This is a genomic window from Nonomuraea sp. NPDC004186, from assembly GCF_053603495.1.
On record NZ_JBSGFQ010000168.1, the window covers coordinates 1 to 21610 of the forward strand.

At 71.8% G+C, this 21610-nt stretch carries 18 protein-coding genes; 8 read left to right on the forward strand and 10 right to left on the reverse strand.

What is annotated here, in order from left to right; genetic code table 11:
• Together ACWEPL_RS59750 and ACWEPL_RS59755 are read right to left on the reverse strand one after the other, a co-directional pair.
• Nucleotides 1-4288: NUDIX domain-containing protein (locus tag ACWEPL_RS59750; protein WP_452441972.1), on the reverse strand; the 4288-nt coding region annotated here is incomplete at its 3' end.
• Nucleotides 4289-4308: 20 nt separating this feature from the next.
• Nucleotides 4309-4692, reverse strand: a complete 384-nt coding sequence (locus tag ACWEPL_RS59755; RefSeq protein ID WP_452441973.1) for a YbaB/EbfC family nucleoid-associated protein — start codon at nt 4690-4692, stop codon at nt 4309-4311.
• 99 nt (nt 4693-4791) lie between these two features.
• Here ACWEPL_RS59755 and ACWEPL_RS59760 point away from each other — a divergent pair, with 99 nt between their 5' ends.
• On the forward strand, nt 4792-5097 hold the full coding sequence (locus ACWEPL_RS59760; RefSeq protein WP_452441974.1) for a hypothetical protein: 306 nt from the start codon (nt 4792-4794) through the stop codon (nt 5095-5097).
• A gap of 14 nt (nt 5098-5111) precedes the next feature.
• Here ACWEPL_RS59760 and ACWEPL_RS59765 read toward each other — a convergent pair whose 3' ends face one another.
• From ACWEPL_RS59765 to ACWEPL_RS59785, 5 genes are all read right to left on the reverse strand, one after another.
• Nucleotides 5112-6359 carry an amidohydrolase family protein gene (locus ACWEPL_RS59765; protein WP_452441975.1) on the reverse strand — a complete coding sequence of 416 codons (1248 nt, stop codon included), beginning with the start codon at nt 6357-6359 and terminating at the stop codon, nt 5112-5114.
• Complete coding sequence (locus ACWEPL_RS59770; RefSeq protein WP_452441976.1) at nt 6356-7162, reverse strand: ABC transporter ATP-binding protein; 807 nt, start codon at nt 7160-7162, stop codon at nt 6356-6358. The genes ACWEPL_RS59765 and ACWEPL_RS59770 overlap by 4 nt, the downstream gene beginning before the upstream one ends.
• Nucleotides 7155-8837, reverse strand: coding sequence for a dipeptide/oligopeptide/nickel ABC transporter permease/ATP-binding protein (locus ACWEPL_RS59775; protein ID WP_452441977.1), 1683 nt, complete (start codon nt 8835-8837; stop codon nt 7155-7157). The genes ACWEPL_RS59770 and ACWEPL_RS59775 overlap by 8 nt, the downstream gene beginning before the upstream one ends.
• A complete protein-coding gene (locus ACWEPL_RS59780; RefSeq protein WP_363971205.1) occupies nt 8824-9771 on the reverse strand; it encodes an ABC transporter permease in 948 nt (315 codons plus the stop codon). The genes ACWEPL_RS59775 and ACWEPL_RS59780 overlap by 14 nt, the downstream gene beginning before the upstream one ends.
• 95 nt (nt 9772-9866) lie before the next feature.
• A complete protein-coding gene (locus ACWEPL_RS59785) occupies nt 9867-11372 on the reverse strand; it encodes an ABC transporter substrate-binding protein (RefSeq protein WP_452441978.1) in 1506 nt (501 codons plus the stop codon).
• A gap of 290 nt (nt 11373-11662) precedes the next feature.
• Here ACWEPL_RS59785 and ACWEPL_RS59790 point away from each other — a divergent pair, with 290 nt between their 5' ends.
• Nucleotides 11663-12757 (forward strand): Lrp/AsnC family transcriptional regulator, encoded by a 1095-nt coding sequence (locus ACWEPL_RS59790; protein WP_363971209.1) that lies wholly within the window; start codon nt 11663-11665, stop codon nt 12755-12757.
• A gap of 48 nt (nt 12758-12805) precedes the next feature.
• Nucleotides 12806-14059, forward strand: coding sequence for an amidohydrolase (locus ACWEPL_RS59795; RefSeq protein WP_452441979.1), 1254 nt, complete (start codon nt 12806-12808; stop codon nt 14057-14059).
• On the opposite strand, the gene ACWEPL_RS59800 is transcribed toward ACWEPL_RS59795, so the two are convergent.
• Nucleotides 14060-15190: an acyl-CoA dehydrogenase family protein gene (locus tag ACWEPL_RS59800; RefSeq protein WP_363971214.1), complete on the reverse strand. Its 1131-nt coding sequence runs from the start codon at nt 15188-15190 to the stop codon at nt 14060-14062.
• 136 nt (nt 15191-15326) lie between these two features.
• Here ACWEPL_RS59800 and ACWEPL_RS59805 point away from each other — a divergent pair, with 136 nt between their 5' ends.
• Nucleotides 15327-16796, forward strand: a complete 1470-nt coding sequence (locus ACWEPL_RS59805; RefSeq protein WP_452441980.1) for an ATP-binding protein — start codon at nt 15327-15329, stop codon at nt 16794-16796.
• Between the two features lie 95 nt (nt 16797-16891).
• Nucleotides 16892-17380 carry a flavin reductase gene (locus ACWEPL_RS59810; protein ID WP_452441981.1) on the forward strand — a complete coding sequence of 163 codons (489 nt, stop codon included), beginning with the start codon at nt 16892-16894 and terminating at the stop codon, nt 17378-17380.
• A 14-nt stretch (nt 17381-17394) separates the two neighbouring features.
• Here ACWEPL_RS59810 and ACWEPL_RS59815 read toward each other — a convergent pair whose 3' ends face one another.
• Nucleotides 17395-18027 (reverse strand): response regulator transcription factor, encoded by a 633-nt coding sequence (locus ACWEPL_RS59815; protein WP_452441982.1) that lies wholly within the window; start codon nt 18025-18027, stop codon nt 17395-17397.
• A gap of 159 nt (nt 18028-18186) precedes the next feature.
• On the opposite strand from ACWEPL_RS59815, the gene ACWEPL_RS59820 reads away from it, so the two are divergent.
• The 3 genes from ACWEPL_RS59820 to ACWEPL_RS59830 are packed head-to-tail and all read left to right on the forward strand — an operon-like array spanning nt 18187 to nt 21339.
• Nucleotides 18187-19272: a Gfo/Idh/MocA family protein gene (locus ACWEPL_RS59820; RefSeq protein WP_452441983.1), complete on the forward strand. Its 1086-nt coding sequence runs from the start codon at nt 18187-18189 to the stop codon at nt 19270-19272.
• Nucleotides 19269-19676 carry a gluconate 2-dehydrogenase subunit 3 family protein gene (locus tag ACWEPL_RS59825; RefSeq protein WP_452441984.1) on the forward strand — a complete coding sequence of 136 codons (408 nt, stop codon included), beginning with the start codon at nt 19269-19271 and terminating at the stop codon, nt 19674-19676. The genes ACWEPL_RS59820 and ACWEPL_RS59825 overlap by 4 nt, the downstream gene beginning before the upstream one ends.
• 34 nt (nt 19677-19710) lie before the next feature.
• On the forward strand, nt 19711-21339 hold the full coding sequence (locus ACWEPL_RS59830) for a GMC family oxidoreductase (protein WP_452441985.1): 1629 nt from the start codon (nt 19711-19713) through the stop codon (nt 21337-21339).
• A 7-nt stretch (nt 21340-21346) separates the two neighbouring features.
• On the opposite strand, the gene ACWEPL_RS59835 is transcribed toward ACWEPL_RS59830, so the two are convergent.
• On the reverse strand, nt 21347-21610 hold a 264-nt coding region (locus tag ACWEPL_RS59835; RefSeq protein ID WP_452441986.1), incomplete at its 5' end, for a zinc-binding dehydrogenase.

Consider the following 21610-nt stretch of genomic DNA (forward strand, 5'->3'; position numbering starts at 1 on the left):
CGAGCTGCTCGGCGGAGCGGCCCAGCCCGAGGTCGCCGGCCAGGCCCTCCAGCGGCGGGACGGCGTCACGGCCCTCCAGCGGCGGGACGGCGTCGCGGCCCTCCAGCGGCGGGACGGCGTCGCGGCCGGAGTGCGCGACGATCTCCTCCAGGCGCGCGGACAAACGCGCGGTCGGGTCGCGCAGCTCGGGCAAGGAGTATCTGTCGGCGAGCAGCACCCCGTTCCACAGGTACGGGTCGTCCTGCCAGAACCGGTCCATGGCCGCGCGGAACTCCGCCTCCCCGGTCGTCCCGGCCGGGAGGTAGCCCTTCTCGTGGGCGGCCCGGACGACCGGGAGCAACTCCCTGACGTCGCCGATGCCGTGGCGGTCGAGCACGGGTTTGACGAAGGTGCGGACCTTGGCGGAGGTGACGGGCTCGCCCATCATCTCGACCATGAGCCCGATCGTGCGTGCCTGCGCGGGGGTCGCCTCGGGGAGGGAGAACCGGGCTTGGTAGTGCTGCCCCGTCCAGCGGTAGGAGTCCGCCGCCATGGCCGTTCTGAGAGCGTCGACCAGGTCCGTACGGCCGGTCGCTCCGTCCGGGTTCATGCCGAACCGCCGGGCGTTCTCGTAGACCTCCACCAAGGCGTCGAGATCGAGGTTCACGCCGAGTTCGGACGCCAGGTCGTGGAGGGCCCTGCGCGGGTTCGGCCAGTTGAGGGTCCGGCTCATCGAGGCCAGTGCTCTTGCCGTCGTGTCGCTCCCGTCGATGACGGGCAGCTCCTCCACCAGGCGCCGGCCCTCCGCCAGGAGGACGTCGTCCGCCGCGGCCGGGGAGTTGCTCAGCAGGTGTTCGATCCGGTTCGGCGGGCCGTTCTGGTGCGGGCCGTTCTGGTGCGGGCCGTTCTGGTGCGGGCCGTTCTGGTGCGGGCGGTCGTTGCCGGGCGACCAGCGGTGGACGGTCGCCGCGGCTTCCGCGAAGTTCCGTGGCCGCGGATCGGCGATCGGCGAGAATCCGTCGGTGTCGGGCAGGCCGGGCATCTCGTGCGTGTTCGCCGGGTGTGGTGGCCTGGGACGGGTGTCGGGAGCCGCCAGGACGCGGTCGAGTTCCGTGCGTACGTCGGGCCAGGCCCGGGCGAGGTCGGGGTGCAGGTTGAGGGCCGGCACCTCCTCCAGCGGCACCCACACGTTGTCGAGCGACTCCCGGGAGGCGGGCCAGACGTCGGCCTGGTGGGACATCTCGCCGATGACGGTGTCGTACGCCCAGCCGCCGTGGTCGTCGTGGTGGACCCCGCGCACCTTCACCTCGCTCGGGTCCAGCCGGTTCTCCTCGCCGGCTTCGCGGAAGCCGCCGTCGACCGGGTCCTCGCCGCGGTGGAGGGCGCCGCCGGGCAGCCCCATGGTCCCTCCGTGCTGCGTCTCCATGGAACGCAGCTGCATGAGGACGTGGACCTCGCCGCCGGGAGCGCGGTGGAAGAGCAGCAGACCGGCCCCGCCTTCCGTGCCCCAGTGCCGGTGGCCCTGTGCGCACTGCGTCCATCCGTCGCTGGGCTTCGAGACCTGCCAGCCGGGTGGAATGTCGGAATAAGTGGCGGGCGTCTCGGCGACGTGCGGGGGCCGCAGCACGGTGACCTCGCCGGGCGTGGCCAGCACGACGAACTCGTTGAGAGGCAGCTGGCCCATCCCCGTCCACGGGGTGGACAGCACCTGGGAGGCCGGGAAGACCCCCGCCATGACCGCCCCCTCCCCCAGGCCGGTGTACCGCTTGGCGACCCCGGGCATGGCGCTCCACGACTGCAGCGGCAGCGCCGGCGGGGCCGGCACGACGTCGCCGTTCGCGGCCTCCGCCAGGACGGGGACCGGATGCTGGTCGAGCGTGATCCCCCGGTAGAGCACCAGCTCCTCGATGCCGCGGCTTTCGAGCTCGCGCTGCGTCTGCGTGTACTGCTGCCGCAGGAAGTCGCGCAGCATGTCCCCGGAGCGGGCGTGGATCTTCGCGGCGGTCCTGGCGCGGTTGAGGTCGCCGTACGCCGACAGGTCGAGGACCCCGGTCAGGCCGAACTCGTCGCGCGCGGCCATGTGCATGGCCAGCCGCTCCGGCAGCATCTCGCTCGCGCCGTATCCCCACGTACGCAACAGCTCCTCGACGGCCAGCCGTCGCGCCGTCCGGTGCGCTTCAGGCGAGTCGAACGGCAGTTGCTGGATGATCTGGCGTTCGCCTTCCGCGTATTTGCGGGCGCCTTCCACGAAGGCCGGGAGCTCGCTCCGTTCGACCGCCTGCCAGGTCCTGATGGTCTTTCCCATGACGCGGACCTGGCTCTGGACGAGGTCGCTGGCGGGGTCGCCGACGGCCGCCTGCAGACTTCGTTTGCGGCCCACGCCGAGCATGTCCTTCGTCGAGGACCGCATCGTGTCCGCGAGCCGCTCCACCGTGGCGGTGTGGGCGGCCTCCCAGGCGGGGCCGCTGATCGGGTCGTAGGCGCCGTCCCGGCTGAGCAGCTCCGCCACCTGCCGCGACACCGGCTCGATCCGGCGCGGGTTCTCGGGCAGCGGGCCGGACCTGGGCACGACGGTCTGGCCGCCCTGGAGGTCCGTGTGCGCGTGCTGGGGCGTCTCCGGGATCGTCGGCGCCCGCTGATCCGTCGCCGGCGGATCGCCGCCGTCGTCGCCGTCACCGCCGTCGCGCAGCATGGGCGCGGAGTCGTCCGTGTGCCGCTCCTGGACGGCCGGCGCGGTTTCGGCAGGTGGGCTGTCCTGGGTCTGGTGGTGGTTGTCCTGTTCGCCGGCGCCGGGGCTGTCGGGGGTCGGGGTGATGATCGCCGGGACCGTGGCCGGGAGCAGTGACGTGTGAGGGAGGCTGCCCGGAGTCGCGGGCTCGGCCCGCGGGACGGCAGGGGTGGTGTCGCCGATCGGGGGCCGGGCGGCGGGGAGGTTCTGCTGGGGTCGTGCGAGGGTGCCGCCCGGCTCGGCTGGGCTGTGCAGGAGCACGTCGTGGCGCCGGGTGACCTCGCCGACGATCACCTGGCCCTGGTGCGGCTGGGGGAGGTTGGTCCCCGGTTCGGACGGCTGGCGGTTGATCAGGGTGGCGACGTCGGCGTGCTGGTCGGGCCGAGGGTGGTGCTGCGCCAGTGCGGTGGTGTCGTGCCCTGCGAGCCGCGGTGCGGCGTCGTGCGCTACGGGCGCCGAGGCGGCGTCGTGCGCTAGGGGCGGCCGGGCGGCGTCGTGCGGTACAGGCAGCGGGGCGGCGTCGTGCGGTACGAGTCGGGGCGGGGACGGGAGCGCAGGCGAGGGTGAGGGCGGGGGTTGGCCGCCGGATGACGGCGGCGGGTCGGCATGCGGGGCCGTGGCGGACGGAGTGTCGCCGAGTTCCGCGACCGCCCGCATCGGGAAGTGGCTCACCCGTGCCGAAGCGGGGATGTCGAGGCCGCCCGCGACACCGGAGATGAAGGTGTACGCCAGGTGCTCGCCGTCGAGTTGCCCGCTGATCGCCAGCCCCGGGACGGCTCCGGCGGTGCCCGCCACTCCGCCCAGCAGGGCCTGGCCGTACATGCTCTGCGCGATGGCCGCGATCTTGTCGCGTACCGCCAGTTCGGCCTCGGAGGCGACGTACACCATCCGCCGGCTCAGCAGACGGGACAGGGCCGCGTTCGCGCCGGCGAACAGGGCACCGGTCAGCGCGCCGCTGCCCACCGACATCGCCAGCGACGCGAGGTCGAAGTCCCCCGCCTCGCGATCCCCCCAGATCTGCTGCGCCACCTGCACGCCGAGGTCCAGGCCGCCCATGATCCCGGCGAACTTCAGCATGTTGACCAGGATCAGCCGCTTCAGCGTCTGGATGTTCACCTGGGTCATCAACGTGTTGTGCTGGATCAGCCGGAGAACGGCCGGGCCGTTGACGTAGATCCACACCAGCAGCTTGACGATCATCGCGCCGAGCAGCGCGAGCGAGGCGTAGATCATCCACTCGGTGTGCTGCATCCGCACGCCGTGCTCGCGCAGGGATGCCGCCTCCTCCCGGAGCGCCTTCTCCATGAGGTCGATCAGCGTCTCGTCCGAAGGGGGGCCGTCCGCGTCCGGCTGTCCGCCGAGCACCTTGAAGACCTGCTCGAACGTTTCCTTGGCGGCGCCCTGCCATTGGTGATCCCGCAGCGACCGCACGACCGCGGCGGCGTCGTCCGACTTGATCGTGGCCAGCAGGTCCGCCAGGTTCTCCAGCACCTGCGCCTCGGCGATGACCCCGTCGACGTCGGTCTCCGGAAGCGCCCCGCCCGTCAGCGGCAGCGCCAGCGGCCGCACGATCTCGGGCACCAGACTGAGGTCGAGTCCCATCACCGCGGCTCGGGCGTACCGGGGTGCGGCAGGAACGACTCGAAGTTCGTTCCCTCGCCGAACAGGTCCTCGAACGGGAGATCCGGCACGCCGAAGAGCTCCATCAGTTCCTTCATCTCGGTGGAGACCTGCCTGGTCGCCCGCCCGATCTGCTCGACGACGGAGGCGGACAGCTCCGACGGGGACAGCTTGCGGTAGACCCGGGGGTCGAACTCGATCGTGCGCACCTCACCGCGGGGACCGACGGTCACGGTCACCATGCCGTCCTTGGACTTCGCCGTCGCCGACAGCTCCCGAACCCTCTCCTGCATCTTCTTGAGCTGTTCGGTCTGCTGGTTGACCTCCTGGACGAGTTGTTCCAACAGCCGCCACGGTTCGTCCATCGTCACCTCCGTCCCTCACGAGCACCAAAAACCTCAGAAGCACCATTCTTTCCCGATTCTTCCACTCATGTCTGCACATGCCAGCTAGGCTCCCGAACCGTGGAGTTCGACGGCGTCATCTACAGCAAGACCCACCTCCACCGGCTGGCGAGCGCGGCGGACGGCATGGCCGGTGACGTGTCCGGCGCCCACACCCGGTTCGAGGCGGCGTCGAGCGCGGCACACACCGCCGTCGGCGACGACGACTACGGCCGCGCGTACTGGCAGGCGCGCGGGCAACGGATGGAGAGCATCGGCAGAGGGCTCGACCTGCTCGCGAGCGCGCTCAGGGAGCAGGAGAACCGGCTGCACCTCGCGTCGAAGACGTACAAGGCCGGCGAGGACGCCAGCACCCTGCGCACCTGAGTCGGCCGGACTGCCTACGTGTCAGTGCGTACCGGGCCGAGGTCCTTGACGATGGCGCCCGCCTTCATGACGATCTCGATGTGCCCCGGGTCGGCCAGCGCGTGGATGTCCCGCAACGGGTCGGCGTCGGTGACCACGAGGTCGGCGAGCTTGCCCGCCTCCAGCGTGCCCACCTCGCCGGAGATGCCGAGCAGTTCGGCGGCGGTCCGGGTCCCGGCGACGATGGCGGCCATCGGGGACATGCCGAGCTCGACGAGATGCCCGAGCTCGCGCAGGTTCTGCCCGTGCGGGCAGACGCCGGCGTCCGTGCCCAGCGCGATCCTGGCTCCGCGCGCGATCGCGTGGCCGATGTTCCTCTTGGTGATCTCGGACCACTTCACCTTCTTGGCGTAGTGGTACGGCTGCATCGTCTCCTTGTTGATCGCGAACACGGTCGACAGCGTCGGGACGAGGAAGGCGCCGCGCTCCTCCAGGAGGTCGAGTCCCTCGTCGTCGATGCCGTACCCGTGCTCGACGCTGGTCACCCCGCCCCGGAGGGCGGTCAGGATCCCCTTGCGTCCCTGCGCGTGCGCGGCGATGGGCTTGCCGCCGTGCCGGTCGAGCTCGTCGGCGATGGCCCGCACCTCGTCCAGGCGCAGGCCCTCGTCGTCGGGGTGGTCGTGCCTGCTCCCCATGCCGCCGGTCGTGCAGATCTTGATGAGGTCGGCTCCCTGGCGCAGCACCCGGCGCGTCGCCTTGCGGACCTCGTCGACGGTGTCGGCGATCTCGATCAGCTCGGGCACGGTGGGCGCGATCGTCCCGCCGTACAGGTGCATGTCCCCGTGCCCGGCGGTGTGGCTGATCGGGCTCACCGCGAGCTTCAGCCGCGGGCCCGGGATCAGCCCGCGCTCGATCGCCTCGCGGAAGCCCGAGGACAGCCCGCCGAGGTCGCGCGCGCTGGTGACGCCGGCCTCGAGGGTCGCCCGGAGCCGCGCGGCGGACTCGAGGACGGTCAGGGCGGGGTCGTTCTGGAGGGCGTGGAAGGGGCCGTTCCCCAGGGAGAAGCCCATATGCACGTGGCAGTCGACGAACCCGGGCAGGAGCGTCCTGCCGCGCAGATCGCGTACGTCGGCGCCGTGGACCTCCGGGGCCTCGGCCGCCGGGCCGGCGAACGCGATGGCGCCGTCCGGGGTCACGTCGAGGACGCCGTCCTCGACGGGCGGCGCGCCGGTGCCGTTGATGATCCTGACGTTGGCGAGGCGGAGCTTTCGATGGGTGGTCAAGCGGAGTCCTTCTGACGGGGTTCGATGTCGAAGCCTGGGGCGCCCGGTACGGAGTCGAGCAGGGTGCGGGTGTACTCGTGCCGCGGACTCCGGTAGAGGTCCGCGGCCGGGGCGTGCTCGACGACGTCGCCGTGGTAGAGCACCACGACCTCGTCGCTCACGTGCCGGACGACGGCGAGGTTGTGCGAGATGAAGAGCATGGTCAGGTTGAGTTCGCGGCGCAGCTTGGCGAGCAGGTGGAGGATCTCCGCCTGGACCGAGACGTCGAGCGCGGAGGTGATCTCGTCGGCGATCACCACCTCGGGCCCGATCATCAGACCTCGTGCGATCGCGACCCGCTGCCGTTGCCCGCCGGAGCACTCGTGGGGGTAGCGGTCGATGGTGTCGGCCGGCATCCTGACGGCCTCGAGCCACTGGACGATCTCGTCCCGGTGCCGCCGCACGTCCGCCCGGCGCGGGTCCACGGCCTCGGCGAGCGCCTCGCCGATCGTGCGCCTGGGGTCGAGCGACGAGTACGGGTCCTGCGGGATCATCTGGACCTTGCGCCGCAGCGCCCGGCGGCCGGCGCCCCGCGCGGAGGAGATGGGGACGCCGCCGATCCTGACGCTCCCCGCGGTCGGCCGGACGAGCCCGACCAGCGCCTTGGCCAGCGTCGACTTCCCCGATCCCGACTCGCCGACGATGCCGACCGTGCGGCCCCGGGCGACGTCCAGGGTGATGCCGTGCAGGACGCGCGTCGCGTTCTTGCCCCACCCGTAGCCCACCTCGAGGTCGCGTACCTCGACGGCCGTCTCCTCATCCATGCGAGTGCTCCTTCGTGCGCGGCGGGGTCCACGACGCGTCGATGTCGGGGGTGGCCTCCAGCAGGGCCCTCGTGTACGGGTGGCGGGCGGTCTCCACGGTGAGCTCCCCGGCGGCGACCTCCTCGACGATCTCACCGCGGTACATCACGAGGACGCGGTCGCACAGCGCGCGGACCACCCCGATGTCGTGCGAAATGAACATGATCGAGGCGCCGAACTCGCGGTTGACGCGCTTGAGCTCGCGCAGGATCTCCGCCTGGACGGTGACGTCCAGGGCCGTGGTCGGCTCGTCCGCGATGATCAGGCGCGGCTCGACGGCCAGCGCGGCGGCGATCATGGCCCGCTGCCGCATGCCTCCCGAGAGCTCGTGCGGATGCTGCCTCATGCGCTGCTCGGGCCTGGTCAGGTGGACCACCCGGAGCGCGTCGAGGATGCGCTGCGCGGCCTCTCGCCCGCCGAGGCGCTTGTGGGTACGCAGCACCTCCGTGAGCTGGGTGCCCATGCGCAGCGCGGGGTTGAACGTCGAGCCCGGGTCCTGGTAGATCAGGCTGACGGCCTCCGCCAGGAGGGCCGGCGGGACGGGCCGGCGCAGGTCCAGGTCGCCGACCGCCATGCGGCTCGCCGTCGAGGTCAGGCCGTCCGGCAGCAGCCGCGCGAGCGACATCGCGGTGAGGGTCTTGCCCGATCCGCTCTCCCCCACGATGCCGACGATCTCGCCCCGCCCGATGCCGAAGGAGATGCCCTTGACCAGCGGCGTGTCGCCGGCGTGGATCCACAGGTCGCGGACGTCGGCGAGCTGGTCGCTCGTCGCCTCCCGCGCGGCCGGAGGTGTCTCGCGCCGGCCCGACGCCGTGTGCCCCCGCGGGTTCGCCGCCGCCGCGAGGCCGTCGCCGATCAGGACCGCCCCCAGTCCGGTCAGGACGATGAGGCAGGCCGGGCCGACCATCTGGAAGGGCCGGTCGGCCAGGAGCGAGGGCAGGGCCTCGTTCAGGAGCTTGCCCCAGTCGTAGGAGGGCGACTGGACGCCGAGGCCCACGAACGACAGCGCGGAGATGGCCGTGAGCGTGGCCGCGAACGTCGAGGCCGTCAGCACGAGCAGCGGCTCGGCCATGTTCGGCAGCATGTGCCTGATCGCGATCCGGGCGTGGCTCACACCCAGGAGGCACGCGGTCGACACGTACTCCTGCTGCGAGACCTTCGCGGCGAGGTTCGCGGTGAGGCGCGCGAAGTAGGGGATGCCGGACAGGCCGATGGCGATCACCGCCGAGGAGCCGCCCGCCCCGAGCACGGCCGCCACGACGAGCGCGAGCAGGAGCCCGGGGAAGGCCACCATCGCGTCGATGACGCGCAGGCAGACCTCCCTGACGCGGGGCCGCACGAGCCAGACGCCGGTGCCCAGGGCGACGCCGAAGACGACCGACATGGCCGTCGCGCCCACGGTCATCAGCAGGGTGAGGCGGGTGGCGACCAGACTGCGCAGCAGGACGTCGTGGCCGGCCGCGTCGGTGCCGAGCCAGTGCCCGGACGAGGGCGCGGCGAACCGCGGGCCCAGCACGGCCGCCCGCTCCGTGAACAGGATCGGGGCCGGCACGGCGATCAGCACGATGCCGCCCAGCAGGGCCAGGCCGAGCACGAGCCCGGGGTTGCGGCGGCGCGGCCGGTTACGCGGAGACATGCGACCCCCCGAGGGTCCGCTGGTCGATCAGCCCGAGCAGGACGTCGACGAGGAGGTTGACGAGTGCCGCGATCATGCCGATGACCAGCACCATGCCCTGGATGACCGGATAGTCGCGGTCGAGGATGGCCTTGATGATGCCGCTGCCCAGGCCGGGCAGCGCGAACACCGACTCGATGATGATCGCGCCGCCGATCATGCCGGTCAGGATCAGCCCGCTCAGGGTGAGCGTGGTGGTGAGCAGGTTCGGCAGCGCCCATCGGACGTGGCGCCGGAAGGCGGGCAGCCGCCAGCCGCGGGCCGTCCGCATGTAGTCGGTGTCGAGCACGACCGCCGTCTCGCGGCGGACGACCCGGGAGATGGTGCAGATCGGGCCGATCACGATCGCCGCGACCGGAAGCACGAACGACGCCGCCCCGAAGCGGGGCGCGTAGGCCGGCGGGAAGAGCGGCACCAGCCCGATGCCGAGGGCGAACATCACGACCAGGAACGACGCCATGATGTAGCCGGGGATCGAGTCGAGGAAACCGGTGACCACCCCGAAGGCGGCGTCCAGCCACCTGCGCCGGCCGCCGCGCGTGAGGACGCCGATGACCATGCCGAGCGGGACGGCGACCAGCAGGACGACGGCGATTCCCGTCACCGCGATGGTGGCGGTGAAGGGGAGACGGTTCATGATGATCGTCTCCACCGGCTGCCGGTACATGAACGACGTGCCGAGGTCCCCGGAGAAGACGCCGCCCGCGTAGACGAGGAACCGTTCCCAGATCGGCCGGTCGAGCCCCAGCTCGGTCCGGACGCGCTGGACGTCGGCGAGATCGGCGTTGGCCCCGGCGACGCCGACCGCCGGGTCACCGGGAATGAGCTGGACGATGAGGAACGACACGACCAGCAGCGCGACGAAGATCACGACAAGGCTGGTGAGCCGCCGCACGGCGAAACCGAGCCAGGCGGAGGAACCCCGCGACCGGGCACTCGGACCAGACGTGGAAAGACTCGGACCAGGCGTGGAAAGAGAGGTCATGTCGGCTACTTGAGGATGCGCAGGGTGGCGGGGTCGAGGTAGTCGTCGAAGGTCCGGATGGCGAATCCGCTGGAGACGACGGTGGTGGTGGGCAGGGTCGACAGCGGGATCGCGTCGACCCGCTGGAGGAACGACTTCTGCGCGGACTGGAGGGCGGCGCACTGTCCGCCGCTGTCGGTCACGCTCATGGCCTGGGTGACGAAGCCGTACCCCTTCTCGTTGACCGATCCCGTCTTGTTGCGGCCGCCCTTCTCGGTCACCGGGCCCATCACCCGGAGCAGGGAGGAGGTGAGAGTGCCCAGCTGGTTGTTGTCGCCCTGGACGTTGATGTCCCAGTCCGAGCCGCCGGCCGTGGTCACCGTGGCCCAGTTGGCGTTGTCAAGGGAGCTGACGGTGACGTTCGCGCCGGCGTTGCGCAGCGCCTCGCCGATGTAGTCGTTGCCGCCCTGCAGCAGGGTCGTGCCGACGATGCGGACGCGTACCCCGGCCAGGGTCTTGGCGGCGGTGCCGGAGTCCTGCGGGATCAGCAGCGACCGGTCGGTGTTCACGCAGGGGAGCTTGGCCGAGCCGACGGACAGGATCGTGCTGCCCCGCTTGCCGCTGATGATGTCGCTGAACGCCTGCGGATCGACGGCCTGGGCCACCGCGGCGCGCAGCTCGGGCCGGTCGGCGAAGGCCGTTCCCGGACGCTCGTTGAACAGCAGGTACGTCGTGGTGTTGGAGGCGCTCGACGTGGAGAACCGGGTGTTGCCGTCGAACCGGGCCACGTTCTCGTCGGAGACCACGCCGACGTCCAGGCTGCCGGCCAGCAGCTGGGTGGCGATGGTCGCGTAGTCGGTGATCGGCGTGAGGTTCAGCTGCTTGGCGGGCACGCCTTCCAGGGGCTTGGCGAACGCCGGCCAGCCCGCGTAGCCGTCGCGCAGCGTCAACTGGTAGGACACCGCCGCCTGGGACGAGGTCAGCGTGTACGGGCCGGAGAACGCCCCGGCGGCCTTCCCGGCGGCGAGTCCCTTGAGGTCGCTCAGGCCCGCCGGGCACACGATCCCGGCCTGCGGCAGCGTCAGCCCGGTGAGGAAGTCGGACCACGGGACGGACAGGGCGGCCTTCACCGTGTTCGCCTTGTCGTCGGCGGTGAACGTCGCGGTGCCCGATCCCAGCGCCAGCGTGCGGCCCGAGGAGCCCGTCTCCTTGGCCGCGAACCGCGTCAGCGAGGCGGCCACCACCGACGGGGTGATCGGCTTGCCGTCCGAGCAGGTCAGACCGCCGCGGATGGTGAACGTGTAATGCGCGGCGTCCTCCGCCTGCCAGGCGGACGCGATGCCGCCGACGAGGGAGTTGCCCGAGTCCTTGCGCACCAGCGTGTCGAACAGCAGCCGGGCCATGCTGAAATCGTCGCCGCCCTTGGCCAGCGCCGGGTCGAAGGTCGCCGGATCGGTGTTCAGCGACATGTTGATGGTGTCGGTCGCCCCTTCGGCGACACCGCATCCGGCCAGGCCCGCCACGAGCGCCATCGCGAGAATGGAATTGCGAAACACTGATCCTCCAGCGCACTCGCGAGAATGAATGGCGCCGAGCCTAGGTGTCGCCTGCCGAATCCAGGTCTCCCGTGACGCAGAGCGCACGGAATTGAGCGATATCGCGGCCCGGGCGCACGATCCTTCCCGCGGGCTTCGCCGGAGGTTTCCCTCGCGTTACGGCTTCCTGCACGTGACCGTGTCTCTGTGAGCCGATCTTACGCGGCGGTCCGGCAGGCGATACATCCTCATGGGCGGATGAGGCGTGTCCGTGCAGGATGAGGCGCATGGTCGACGGGCTGGACTTTCAGATCATCAACGCGCTCCAGATCCATCCCCGGGTCCCGTGGGTCCAACTCGGGAGGATCCTCCGGGTGGACCCTTCGACGATCTCGCGCCGCTGGTCGGCCCTCACCCAGCAGCGGCAGGTGTGGACGAGCTGCTTCGAGTGCGAGCCGCGCACCGGCCAGCAGGAGATCTCGGCCCTGGTCGAGATCCGATGCGCGCCCGGCCGGCGCGGCGACGTGATCGCCGAGCTCAGCCGGCAGGGACCCATCATCAGCGTGCACTGCACGTCGGGCGCCCGCGACCTCTATGTCATGATCTCGATGCGCACCCTGCTCTCCATGGACCGCTACATCGACGAGCACATCGCCGGCGTCCCCGGCATCGTCGGCACCCGTACCCACTACCTGCGCAGGATCTTCCTGGAAGGGTCGGGCTGGCGGCTCAACGCGCTCTCCGACGAGCAGGCCCGCGCGTTGCACCTGCTGCGGCCGTCCGAGCCGCCCGAGCACCGCAAGCCCGCCCACCTCGACGTCATCGCGGCGCTCAGCACGGACGTCCGCCGCACCGCCGCCGACATGCAGCGGGAGCTGGGCCGCTCGATCTCCGTCATCTCCCGGGACATCGACGCGCTGCTCGCGGCGAACTGGGTCCGATGGCGCGTGGACCTCGCGCACACCCTCCTGGGCTGGTCGGCGGCGGCCGTGCTGTGGCTCGACGTCAAACACCCTGACCTGGAACGCCTCATCTCCTCGCTGCGGCTGCTCTGCCACGTGCGGATGTGCGCCTCGGTGACCGGTGAGGCCAACCTCGCGGTCTTCCTGTGGCTGCGCAACCTGCAGGAGCTGGACGAGATCGAGGGCAGGCTGTCGTCGATGTTCCCGAAGCTGCTGGTCAAGGACCGGTGGATCGTGCCGAGGATCGCCAAGCGCACGGGCTACATTCTCGATCTCGACAGCCGGCGCCTGCGTTACGTGCCCGTCGGCGGCCAGCCGGTGTTCGACGACCAGCTTCGTGCGGGCCCGGCTCGAAAATCCGATGTTTCATGCGGGATCAACGCCGATCGACGCCCATTCGCGGCGCCTTTCCTAGCCTGAGCGAAACGACCGCCCGGCCGTTGATCAGTGCGCAGAGAAAGAGGTCGTGTGGACATCGAGGAGCTCAGGGCATTCCGGCGAGAACTGCACCGCAATCCGGAACCGGCATTCGTGGAGATCGGGACGGCGGCCCGGATAGCGCGGGCCGTCGAAGACCTGCCGGTGACCGTCCTGACCGGCAAGGACGCCCACGACCTCTCCCCCGTCGTGAACTACCCGTCGCCGCGCACGCTCGCCGAATGGGCGGCCCGCGCCGTCGATTCCGGCATCCCGCCGGAGAAGGCCCGGTACTTCCAGGAGAACGGCACCGCGCTGGTCGTCGACCTGGCCGGCGTCCGGCCGGGGCCGCGATGGGGCCTGCGCGCCGACATCGACGCGCTGCCGATCCGGGAGTCCGCCGATCCGGCCCATTTCCCGGCCGCGAACGGCTTCGCGGCGGCGAACGGCGCGATGCACGCCTGCGGCCACGACGCGAACGCCACCATCGGCGTGGGCCTGCTGCACCGCCTCGCCGACCGCGACTTCGCGGGCTCGCTGAGGGTGCTGTTCCAGCCCGCCGAGGAGGGGGTACGCGGAGCGCAGACGATGATCGACGCCGGGGTGGCCGACGACATCGACATCATGCTCGCCGTGCACATGGCGGGCGAGCTGGGCGTCGGCCACGTCGTGGGCAGCTTCACCGGCGGCATGGCCACCCGCAAGCTGAAGGTCGACTTCACGGGCCGGGCCTCCCATGCCGCCGGCTCGCCCGAGTCGGGGCGCAACGCGCTGCTCGCCGCCGCCATGGCCACGCTGGCGATCATGGCGCTCCCCCGCTACGGGTCCGCGGACACCAGGCTCAACGTCGGCACGCTCGTCGCCGGTGACGGCGTGAACATCGTCCCGGCCTCGGCGGTGATGACCTGCGAGGCGCGCGCCACCGATGACGAGGTCGTGGACGAGCTGGTGGATCGGATCCGGTCCATCGTGGACGGCGCCGCCCGCACGCAGGACGTCGAGGCGGCGCTGGTCGTGACGGGCAGCTCCGCCACCGTGACACCCGACGACGACCTGGTCGACCGCATCGTGGACGTGGCCGGAGCGCACCCCGGCGTCGTGGAGGTGATCAGGACCCAGGCGTTCGCCGGCAGCGACGACGCCAACCTGCTCATCCGGCACGTCCAGCGGCGCGATGGCAAGGGCGCGTACCTGATGATCGGAGGCGGCAGCCCGGGCCCGCACCACAGCGCGGGCTTCGACGTGGCGGAGGAGTCGATCCCGCTCGGGATCGACCTCCTCGAATCGCTGATCCGCCAGGGCTGATCACCGGAAGGCGGGGACGGTGGGCGGCAGGCCCATGAGTACGGCGCCCGCGGCGTCGTACATCGCCGGGCTGAGGAAGGCGTGCTCCTGCGGCACCAGCGCGTCGCCCAGCAGGGCGGGCAGCGGGTGGTCCTGGTAGATCGCGGCGGTGCCGGACAGCGAGACGACCTTGTGGACCACCTCCGACGCGGTCCGGGCGAGGTGCGCGGCGGACAGCCGCAGGTGCGCGTTCTGCTCGTCGCTGACCAGGCTGCCGGCGACGAGCGTCTCCCAGGCCTCGTCGGCGGCCTCGTAGAAGTAGGCGCGGGCGGAGCGCAGCGTGGCCTCGGCCTCGGCGATGCCGGCGCGGTAGTAGGCGCGGTCGGCGAGCCTGGGTGCGCCGGTGATGCTGCCCCGGCCGCTGCCGACCCCCTCGGCGAAGTCGAGGGCGGCCCTGGCGACGCCGGCGGAGACCACGGAGAGCGACTGGGCGACGTACGTGATCGCGGGGTAGCGATAGAGCGGCTCGTCGACCACCGGCTCCCCGCCGCGGATGAAGGTCCACTCCCGGTCGACCTCGACGTCCTCGGCGATCAGGTCGAAGGAGCCGGTGCCGCGCATGCCGACGACGTCCCAGTCCCGCACGATCTCCAGGCGTTCCGGACGTACCAGCGCGCCGCGCGGCTTGCCCGAGGTCAGGTCGTCGCCGGGGATGCCGACGCAGATGATGTCGGCGGCCATGCAGCCGCTGGCGAACTTCCACCGGCCGTTGACGAGGAAGCCGCGCTCCGTCGGGGTGGCCTGCTGGATCGGGAACAGCGCCCCGGCGAAGACGACGTCGGGGCCGCCGGCGTACAGCTTGGCCTGGGTCTCCAGCGGCAGCGAGCCCAGGTAGACCAGCTGGGAGCCGAAGCTCGCGACCCAGCCGGTGGAGCCGTCGACGGCCGAGATCCGCTCGATCTTCTTCAGGAACTCGGCGGGCGCCATCGTCTCGCCGCCGAACCGCTCCGGCGTCGCGCAACGGTACAGGCCGAGCCGCTTGAGCCGCTCGACGAAGTCTCCGGGGACGTAGCGCTGCTCGCGGAACTCCTGGCGACGCTCGGCCAGCTCGGCCAGCATCGCGTCGAACGCGGCGGGATCGTCCTGCGCCATCCTTGCTCCTCATGGGTCTGACGGTGTGCTCCGAGGTTAGGAAGAACGCTTGCGCCCGTCAGTCGTCATTTCCTCACCTTGACGTAGGGGATATCTTCATCCCTGGCCCCCACACCGGGTGACCTACCCTGTGTCGGTGCGAGTAGATCCGCGGGCTCCCGAGCTCGTCGCCGCGGACTTCGTCGCGATGATGAACGCCTCCCGGATGTGCGTCCTCATCCACGACGCGGCGACCAAGAACATCCTGTGGGCCAACCCGGCCGCCTGCGAGCTGCTGGAGTTCGGCCTGAGCGAGATCCGGCCGCTCAAGGCCGATCACATGAGCAGCTCGGCGCAGCAGTACGACCGGGTGATCGGCCGGGCCTGGCTGCAGGACGCCGTCGAGAAGGGCGCCAGCCGGATCGAGTGGCACTACCGCTCCAGGTCCGGCCGGGTGATCCCGACGGACGCGCTCGCGGTGCGGGTCGAGCTCGCGCAGGGGCCGGCGGTGATGGTGCAGTTCCGCGACATCGAGCGGGAGCAGCGGGTGGAGCGCGAGCTGCGGCTCACCACGTCGTACGTGGACGCGCTGGCCCACTACACCTCCACCCTCGCCCTGATGCTGGACGAGACCGGCACGATCAGGTTCGCGACCGACACCGCGCTCACCGCGATCGGCGCTCCGGTGGACGGGCCGATGCGGCCCTTGACGGCGTTCGCGCGGCTGCGGCTCGACGGCCGCGACGCGAGCTGGGCCGACGTCCTCGCCCGCGCCACCCCGGTCACCCCCGTCCAGCTGGAGGCGGGCCGCGTGTGGCTGGAGGGCTCGCTGGAACGGCTGCGGGAGGAGGACGCCACCGCGCTGCTGATGATCCTGCACGACGTCTCCGACCGGGTCCAGGACCAGGTCCGCCGGGCCAGGGAGCTGCACCGGGAGAACTACCTGGCCCGCTACAACGCCATGGGCGACATGGCGATGGCGATCGCCCACGAGCTCGGGCAGCCGCTGGCCGCCGCCGCCAACTTCCTGGCCGGCGTGCACACCCGGGCCGCCCGGCTGCCGGAGGCCGGCGGGCTGGCCCAGGGCGTCGCCAGCGCGGTCAGCCAGATCGAACGCGCCGCGGCGATCGTGAGCTCGGTGCGTGCCTTCGTCGGCCATCTGGAGCAGGTGGAGCAGGTGGCCGACCTCAACGACGTCGTCGAGGAGTGCCTCTACTTCGTGCGGCTGCGGGCGGCGCCGCTCGGGGTCGAGGTCCGGGTCCGGCTCGCCCCCGAGCCGGTCCTGGTGCGCTGCGAACGGGTGCTGACCGGCCAGGTGGTGCTCAACCTCTGCTTCAACGCCGTCGACGAGATGGGGCAGTCGCCGGCGGCCCCGAAGCGGATCGACGTGGCCACCGCCCCCGACGGCACCTTCACCGTCGACGACCGGGGCCGGGGGCTGCCGCGCGAACCGTTCGCGGAGTCGTTCACGTCCAAGGAGCACGGCAGCGGGATCGGCCTGGCGCTCAGCCACCGGATCATCACCCGCCAGCACGGCACGATCCGGGCCGAGAAAAGGGCGGAGGGCGGGTCGCGGTTCGGGTTCACGCTGCCGCTCGCCGAGCCCGAGCAGCCTGCCGGCGCGTAGGGGAAATCCTCAGTCGGCGCGGATAAAGTCTCGATTTCGATGCCGGCGGTCGCGGCCTAGCTTCGGAGGCAGCCGATCACTTTCAGGAGGCAGCCGTGACCGAGGCGCAGCGCCGTTTCCGTGCCGCGATGGCGAACCTGTCCGCCGCCGTCAACGTCGTCACCACCGATGGCCGTCATGGCCGGGCCGGGGTGACCGTGAGCGCGGCGTGCTCGGTCACCGACTCCCCGCCGACCATGCTGATCTGCGTCAACCGCTCCAGCAGCTCGCACGACATCGTCATGGCCAACGGGCGGGTCTGCGTGAACGTGCTCGGCACCGATCAGGAGGAGCTGGCGATGCACTTCGCCGGTGCGACGAACGTGCCGACCTCCGAACGGTTCGGCGCGGGCTCCTGGGACTTCGGCACCTACGGCGTGCCGGTGCTGCGCGACGCGCTGGCCTCGGTCGTCGGGCGGATCGTCACCAGGCGCCGGCAGGGCTCGCACACGGTGGCCTTCGTCGAGATCGAGGCGGTCACCTCACGCCTGGACAGCGGTGCCCTGGTCTACTTCCAGCGGCGCTTCCACAGCCTCACCGCCTGACGCCGCCGGGCTCGTCAGAGCTCGATCCGGCACTGGAGGACGTCGCGGACCAGCGCTCCCAGGCTGTCCGCGCCGGTCTTCGCCTTGATCCGGGCCCGGTGCACGTCGACGGTCTTGACGCTGGTGCCGAGCCGGCGGGCGATGAGCTGGCTGGGCAGGCCGTCCACGACCAGCCTGAGCACCTCGCGCTCCCGCGTGGTGAGCGACTCGACCCGCTCGCCGACGGCCCGCCGGTCGGCGTGCTCGCGGAAGCGTCGCTCGGCCTCCCGCAGCTGTTCCTGGACGACGTCGAGCATCTGCTGCGGCTTGTACGGCTTCTCCAGGAAGTTGACCGCGCCCTGCCGCAGGGCCCGTACCGACATCGCGATGTCACCATGGGCGGAGCAGAAGATGATCGGGGCGGGATAGCCGAGCCCGAGCAGCCGCTCCTGCAGCTCGAACCCGCTCAGGCCGGGCATCCGCACGTCCACGATCAGCACGGCGGGCTCGGCGGCGTCGTACTCGGCCAGGAACGTCGCGGCGTCGGGATAGGTGAGCGCCTGGACCCCGACGCTCTCGAAGAGGAAGACGAGCGAGCGCCTCAGGTCGTGGTCGTCGTCGACGATGTGCACCACCGGGCCTGCCAGGGCCGCTTCAGTACCGCTCATCTTCCCGTCCTCGCGCAGGCCAGTGCTCGTACTATGCGCAGCCCGCCGGATCGGGGCAATCCCCCCGGTTCGGCCAGCGGACTGGCGAGCTTGGTGAGCGGGCTGGGCCGGACATTGACTTCCATCGGTCCCGTACGCAACCAGAAGGACGGAAAACACGTGCACCACCGCATCGGCATCCTCGGCACCGGCAACATCTTCGGCCGCTACGTCACCGGCATGGCCCGCTACGCGGAGCTGGAGATCGTCCGCGTCGGCGACATCGACGTCGACAGGGCCAAGCGGGCCGCGGAGGAGCACGGCATCCCCGCCTGGGGGGACGGCGACGAGCTCTACGCCGACGACTCGATCGACATCCTGGTGAACCTGACCCCGCCGGCCCACCACGCGAGCACCGTCATCCGGGCCCTGGAGTCCGGCAAGCATGTCTATGTCGAGAAGCCGCTCGCCGCGACCGTCGCCGAGGCGCGGGAGGTGCTGGCGGCGGCCGGGACGAGCGGCCGCGTGCTGGGCTCCGCGCCGGACACATTCCTGGGCAGCGCCTCCCAGACCGCGCGCAAGGCGCTCGACGACGGGCTGATCGGGGAGCCCATCGGCGTGTCGGCGTTCATCCGGCACAGCAAGGCCGAGACCTGGCATCCGGACCCGCGGTTCCTCTTCCAGCGCGGGGGCGGGCCCGTCCTGGACATGGGGCCGTACTATCTGGCCATACTGGTGAACCTGCTCGGCCCGGTCAGGTCCGTGGCGGGGGCCGCTCGCGTCGGGGCGCCGGTGCGCGCGGTGACCGCGCCGGACCGCGTCGTGGACCGGATCGACGTCGAGGTGGCGACCCATGCCTCCGCCGTCCTCGTCTTCGATTCCGGGGTCATCGGCACCACGCTGATGAGCTTCGACGTCTGGGACAGCGACCTGCCCGCCATCGAGGTCTACGGCACCGAAGGGACCCTCACCTTGCCCAACCCCAACCACTTCGACGGCGACGTACGGGTGCGGCGGCACGGGGACGCGGACTGGTCGGTCCTGCCGCCCGTCGTCGGCCTGTTCGGCGCGGTCGGCACCAAGGAGCAGGCCCGCCGCGGGCTCGGCGTCCGGGATCTGGCCGACGCGATCGAGGGCGGCCCCCACCGCGCGAACGCCACGTTCGCCTTCCACGTGCTCGAGGCCCTTTCCGCGATCGACGGGCCCGGCCAGGTCGTCCGCCTGGAGAGCACGTGCGAGCGCCCGGCCCCCCGCTTCGCGGAGTGACCCCGGGGCAGGCCGCGACGCTGGGCGCGGTGGTCGACACGATCGTCCCCGCCGACGATCATCCGAGCGGCACCGAGGCGGGGGTCCTGGACTACCTCGCCGGGCAGTTCGGCCGTGACCTGGCCGGTATGCGCGCCTACTACGAGGCGGGGCTCGACGCCGTCGAGGCCGAGGCGCGCGAGCGGCACGGCGCCGGCTTCCCCGAGCTCCCGCCCGGGCGGCGCGAGGAGCTGCTGCGGGCGCTGGAGGCGGGCGACACCCGCGTGCCGTGGCCGTTCGACGCGGCGGCGTTCGTGGAGACGGTGGTCGGCCACGTCATGGAGGGCTTCTACGGCGACCCGGGCAACGGCGGAAACCGCGACGCCGTCTCCTGGCGGATGATCGGATTCGAGGTACGGGACTGATGCGGGCCGTGACCGGATGCGAGGTACGGGGCTGATGCGGGTGGACGCGGTCGTGATCGGGTCGGGCGCCGGGGGCGGGGTCGCCGCCGCGGTCCTGGCCGAGGCGGGCAAGCGCGTGCTCGTGCTGGAACGCGGCCGCGACCTCACCTTCGAGGAGATCGGCCGCGACCATCTGCGCAACCACCGCCTCACCCGCTATCCGCACCGCTCCGGGCCCGACTACGAGGATGGCCCGCGCGTCGTCGTCGACGCCACCGGCGGCGAGCACGTGGTACGCCCGCACGAGCCGGGCTTCCACGGCAACGCCACGCTGGTCGGCGGCGGCACCCGGCTCTACGGGGCGCAGGCGTGGCGGTTCCTGCCCGCCGACTTCACCATGGCGAGCACGTACGGCGTGCCCGCGGGCAGCAGCCTCGCCGACTGGCCCATCGGCTACGACGACCTGGAGCCCTACTACGAGCGCGCCGAGTGGGAGATCGGCGTCTGCGGCGACCACGCGGCCGGCAGCCGCCACTGGAGGCGCGCCAAGCCGTACCCGATGTCCCCGCTCCCGGAGGGCCTGCAGGCCGCCGCCCTGCGCAGGGGCGCGGCCGCCCTCGGCTGGGACGTCCTGCCGGTGCCGCTGCTGATCAACTCGGAGCCGTACGGCGGACGGGCCGCCTGCACCCGCTGCCAGCACTGCGTCGGCTTCGCCTGCCCGGCGGACGCCAAGAACGGCTCCCACAACACCGTGCTGAGCCGCGCGCTCGCCACCGGCCGCGCCCGGCTGCTGCCGGAGGCCGTCGCCGAACGCGTCGAATGCGACCCCTCGGGCCGCGTCACCGGCGTGCGCTGGGTGGATCGCTCGGGGGCCCGCCACGTCGTCGAGGCCGAGGTCGTGATCTGCGCGGCCGGCGCGATCGAGACGGCCCGGCTGCTGCAGAACTCCCCGACCCGGCGCGAGCCGCACGGGCTGGGCAACAACCACGACCAGGTGGGACGGCACCTGCAGGGCCACGCCTACGCGTGGGCGCTGGGCGAGATGGACGAGCCCGTGCACGACGGGCTGGGCCCCGGCGTCTCGCTCGCGACGCTCGACTTCGTCCACCACAACGACGGCCTGGTCGGCGGGGCGATGCTGGCGGACGAGTTCACCGTGCTGCCCCTGGCCTTCTGGGCCCGGAACCTGCCGCCGGGCCTGCCCCGCTGGGGCGCGCGCAACAAGCAGTACATGCGTGACAACTACCGCCGCGTCATGCGGGTGGGCGGGCCGGTCCAGGAGATCCCCGGCCCGGAGGCGAGGACGCGGCCCGACCCTCGCGTACGCGACCGGTGGGGCATCCCGGTCGCCCGCCTGTCCGGCACGACCCATCCGGAGACCCTGCGTACCGGGGACTTCATCGCCGAGCGCGCCCGTGAATGGCTGCTCGCCTCGGGCGCGCGCCGGGCGTGGACGGCGCGGGCGCCCCTGGGCCTGCACGCCGGGCAGCACCAGTCGGGGACGTGCCGGATGGGCGACGACGAGCGGACGTCGGTCGTGGACCGGTGGGGCAGGGTCCACGGGCACGACAACCTCTATGTCGCCGACGCCTCCGTGCACGTCACCAACGGCGGGGTCAACCCCGTACTGACGATCATGGCGCTGGCGTTCCGGACGGCCGAGCGGCTGTGCGCGGAGTGGTGACGCCTGCTCAGGATGATCGCGTGGTGACGTCGAGCACCACCTTGCCGGTGGCGTGGCCGTCCTCCACGAGCGCGAGCGCGTCGGCCGCCGCGGCGAACGGGAACACCCGGCCCACGCGCGGATCCAGCTTGCCCGCGACCACCAGCCCGGCCAGGGCCGACAGCGTCTCCGGGCCGCCGACGCGCGAGAGCGGGCGGGCGCCGAAGCGGGCGGCGGTCTCCTCGCCGGCCACGGTGAGCACGCGCGTCCCGGCGGTGAGGACCTCCGCGAC

Bases quoted from the DNA above. Each gene is read 5' to 3' on its own strand.
- ACWEPL_RS59755 (WP_452441973.1), bottom strand. From the start codon at position 4,692: ATGGACGAACCGTGGCGGCTGTTGGAACAACTCGTCCAGGAGGTCAAC.
- ACWEPL_RS59770 (WP_452441976.1), bottom strand. From the start codon at position 7,162: ATGGATGAGGAGACGGCCGTCGAGGTACGCGACCTCGAGGTGGGCTAC.
- ACWEPL_RS59775 (WP_452441977.1), bottom strand. From the start codon at position 8,837: ATGTCTCCGCGTAACCGGCCGCGCCGCCGCAACCCCGGGCTCGTGCTC.
- ACWEPL_RS59785 (WP_452441978.1), bottom strand. From the start codon at position 11,372: ATGGCGCTCGTGGCGGGCCTGGCCGGATGCGGTGTCGCCGAAGGGGCG.
- ACWEPL_RS59790 (WP_363971209.1), top strand. From the start codon at position 11,663: ATGGTCGACGGGCTGGACTTTCAGATCATCAACGCGCTCCAGATCCAT.
- ACWEPL_RS59800 (WP_363971214.1), bottom strand. From the start codon at position 15,190: ATGGCGCAGGACGATCCCGCCGCGTTCGACGCGATGCTGGCCGAGCTG.
- ACWEPL_RS59815 (WP_452441982.1), bottom strand. From the start codon at position 18,027: ATGAGCGGTACTGAAGCGGCCCTGGCAGGCCCGGTGGTGCACATCGTC.
- ACWEPL_RS59830 (WP_452441985.1), top strand. From the start codon at position 19,711: ATGCGGGTGGACGCGGTCGTGATCGGGTCGGGCGCCGGGGGCGGGGTC.